Genomic DNA, 3,277 nt, shown 5'->3' on the forward strand with positions numbered 1-3,277 from the left:
GGTGTTTTTAATAAGTTGTTGTGCATCAGCAACTAACAAGCTTTTAAACAGGGACAAAAAACAGTTTGCTTTTTTTCGTTCCTCAAAAATTTTAGCAAACAATTTTTTGCCCATTAAAAGAGCGTTATGTGTTTTGGTGGCTCAATGAAGAATCGGTTTATAAGTAAGGAGCTAGAGGAAAATCTAACGAACTTTCTTTTAAAATTTTCTATGTCTAATTCTTGGCTTTTATTTGGTTTATCCGCTCTAGCGTTATTTGTATTAACGGGGCAAAGCCAGTTTTTCTCTAATTTTATAGATGAACACCCATTAGGGATTTTAGCCGAAGCATATATATTAATGGGCGTATTACTAACTTGGTTTTCTGCACAAGTTTTTACATATAAAAATGGGAAACGTGGTCTGCACATTGCTATTTTTATTCTTTGGCCTCTTAGCTATATATATTTAATATATTTGCAGTTTATTGGTAGTCCAAGGCGTAAAAACACATAATAAGCTGTTCAAGCGGGACTGCTAAAGTTTGGCTCGGTTTCGCTACGCTACACATTTTAGCCAAACATTTATCAGCCCCTTAACAGGGCGTTAGGCATAATCACTTAAAGGCCCCCTCTAATCATGGAGTCAGTTAATTATATGGATATAAAAATACATAAGGTTTCAAAGTGGTGGCTTTGTTATTACATTTTCTGGGTATGTATTACTAGTATCGGTACATTCGACCTTATTTATCGATATGAACTTGGGATCTTTGAATACATAGACTTTATAACATTACCTATAACTTTATTATGTTTTGTATTCTATTATTGTCAAAAACCTATATTTCAAAAAAGTAATTGGCAATTCTATTTCTACTTTTCTGTTTGTTTTCTAGTTATTTACCCGTTTATAACTCAAACTGATTTTAAAGGTGATTTGCCTTTAAATTACTTTTTAATGGGTCAGGTAATATCTCATTTATTATTTGCACCTCAGTATATTGTCTTGTATTTATATGCTTTTAAATCAAATAATATATGGCAAAATGCCTAACAAGGCACTCAAAAGGACAAAAAACAGTTGGCTTTTGCTCCTTCGTCGCTAATTTTAGCCAACAATTTTTCGCCTCTTAACGAGGCGTTATGTTTCTAGGGAGAGTTCGTGGCATACGCAATGAATGAGAAACAATTTGAATCTGTTCAATCGCTTGATACTGAAAAGCGACTTCAGCATTTTATAAGTAAAGTCGCTGATTGGGAGCAGCTATGGACAGTGAAAAGCAAAGAAGGTTGGCTTGTGCCTGTCGCACCAGAAGGATTCGAATACTTTCCAATTTGGCCACATCCAGAATATGCACAGAAAATTGCAGACTTGAATTTCCCTGGGCATAAAGCTGAGGAAATATCTTTGTCTGATTTTCTTTCTCATTGGGTTCCTTTACTTCAAGTTGATGATGTGAAAGTAGCAGTCTTCCCTAACAAAGATTGGACGTTTTGGTGTATTGAAGCTGAAGATTTGTTAGCTGAACTTGTAAAAGAAATGCAGCAGTATCAATAGAAACATAACAAGCAATTTAACAGGACAAAAAACAGTTGGTTTTGCTCCTGCGTCGCTAATTTTAACCAACTGTTTTTAGCCAATTAATGGGGCGTTAGCAGTACAAGGAAAGTTTCGTGGATTCATCTTATTTCAGAGATAAAATGCTTTCTCAGATCATCATTGGATATGATTGGGATACATCGGATAACTTCGCTGAAATTACGCTTGTTTCAAACGATGGAGTTATTTCTTCATTTAAAATTTGTCAGCTTGCAGAGTATTCACTTTACGAAGACTTTTCAGCTAGTTACATTAGTCAGTGTAAACTCATTGTAAATAACTCCATGGTTTATTTAAGTTTGGATCCATACGATGAGTTATCTAACGAAATAGATTTAGACAATGATTGTTTATGGTTTAAGGGTAGTAACATTACTACAGTGTAATGTACTGCTAACAAGCTGTTAAAGCGGGACAAATTACAGTTGGCTGGTTCCGCTCCGCTTCACATTTTAGCCAACTACAATTTGCCCCTTAACAGGGCGTTATATGCCATTATGAAATTAAGCATTGTATTCATTCTCTACCTTTTTTCTTCTCTGTCTTATGCAGGTGGAGACCACTTTCCGATCTTTATTAAGTCTATTGAAATATCAGGTAATGAATTTTCATTCATAGCGGACACTAATTTTGCTAAAAGAAAGTGGATGGATGAGGATTGTAAATCAATTAAAGTCAGCGGAACTTACGACACATTAAAATGGTTTAGCTATTCTGCACCAATGTCGAAAGGTTCGCATAAAAAAGCATTAGAAGCCTTGCTGTCATCAAAAAATGCAAGTTCGGAAATATACTTCGGCTACATTGGTGCGGGCTTAATTAAAGAGACTAATTGTAATTACAAAAGTAAAGGCTTAATGTATGAAAGTGGTATGGTTTACTCCATTTATCACAGCATATAACAAGTCGTTTAAAAGGACAAAAACAGTTGGCTTTTGCTCTTTCGTCGCTAATTTTAGCCAACTATTTTATTGCCTCTTAACGAGGCGTTAGCTTTACAAGGAAAGTATGAAGTCGTTATCAAGTTTTTGCCTTTTACTCTGGATAATTCCTTATTTTGGGAAGCAATATTTTCCTGAAATATTTTCTGTTTGGTATATACAGTGGACTTCGTTTGGTCTGTTAAGTATTTTGCTTCCGTATGGCTTTGCTAAAAGCATTTCAAATAAAACAGAGCATAAATATGCTCCGACTTTTCTTTTTATCTTTTTAATTAATGTGTTCTTAACTGGGATCGGATTAAATTTATTAGAAAGTACTAATACATATTTAACTGTTCAATCGGAGTTAGTACCAGAAAATGCATCGCTCGCTTCTATAAACAATGAAAACCCGGAAGTAAGAATTGTTATTGCACAAGTTATTTACAAAGAATTTGGTCAACCGATAATGTATAAAAACGAATCAAATGAGCTTGTGATTTATGAGCCAACAGAAGATGATAAAAAGAGCTATAGAGAAAGATTTACTACAGGCGAAAAAGCGAAAGAAATAATTAAAAATACTACACGTCAAATAAAAGAAATCATGTATCTATTTGGTTGGGTTTGTGGCTGTTTTTTAATTATATTTATTATCACGTTTCGTTTGGAGCAGGGTAAAGCTAACAAGAATTTAAAGCGGGACTGCTAACAGTTTGCTCGGTTTCGCTAAGCTACACAATTTTAGCAAACTGTTATCAGCCCCTTAAATGGGC

5 protein-coding genes are annotated in these 3,277 nt (G+C 34.4%); all 5 read left to right on the forward strand.

All coding sequences use genetic code 11. The annotated features are described in order from the left end of the window. Window positions 1-144 precede the first annotated feature (144 nt). A complete protein-coding gene (locus AC27GZ_RS16060; protein ID WP_487096388.1) occupies window positions 145-495 on the forward strand; it encodes a hypothetical protein in 351 nt (116 codons plus the stop codon). A 660-nt stretch (window positions 496-1,155) separates the two neighbouring features. Continuing rightward, window positions 1,156-1,539, forward strand: a complete 384-nt coding sequence (locus AC27GZ_RS16065) for a DUF2750 domain-containing protein (protein WP_487096389.1) — start codon at window positions 1,156-1,158, stop codon at window positions 1,537-1,539. 116 nt (window positions 1,540-1,655) lie between these two features. Further along, window positions 1,656-1,967, forward strand: coding sequence for a hypothetical protein (locus tag AC27GZ_RS16070; protein WP_487096390.1), 312 nt, complete (start codon window positions 1,656-1,658; stop codon window positions 1,965-1,967). A 39-nt stretch (window positions 1,968-2,006) separates the two neighbouring features. Beyond that, a complete protein-coding gene (locus AC27GZ_RS16075) occupies window positions 2,007-2,483 on the forward strand; it encodes a hypothetical protein (RefSeq protein ID WP_487096391.1) in 477 nt (158 codons plus the stop codon). 106 nt (window positions 2,484-2,589) lie between these two features. After that, entirely contained in the window at window positions 2,590-3,213 is a 624-nt protein-coding gene (locus AC27GZ_RS16080; RefSeq protein ID WP_487096392.1) for a hypothetical protein, read from the forward strand. Window positions 3,214-3,277: the final 64 nt, after the last annotated feature.

The sequence above is a fragment of the Colwellia sp. SU-HH00943 genome (genome assembly GCF_057546125.1).

What these genes read in the sequence shown, in the direction of transcription:
- AC27GZ_RS16060 (WP_487096388.1), top strand. Translation starts at nt 145, where the DNA reads ATGAAGAATCGGTTTATAAGTAAGGAGCTAGAGGAAAATCTAACGAAC.
- AC27GZ_RS16065 (WP_487096389.1), top strand. Translation starts at nt 1,156, where the DNA reads ATGAATGAGAAACAATTTGAATCTGTTCAATCGCTTGATACTGAAAAG.
- AC27GZ_RS16080 (WP_487096392.1), top strand. Translation starts at nt 2,590, where the DNA reads ATGAAGTCGTTATCAAGTTTTTGCCTTTTACTCTGGATAATTCCTTAT.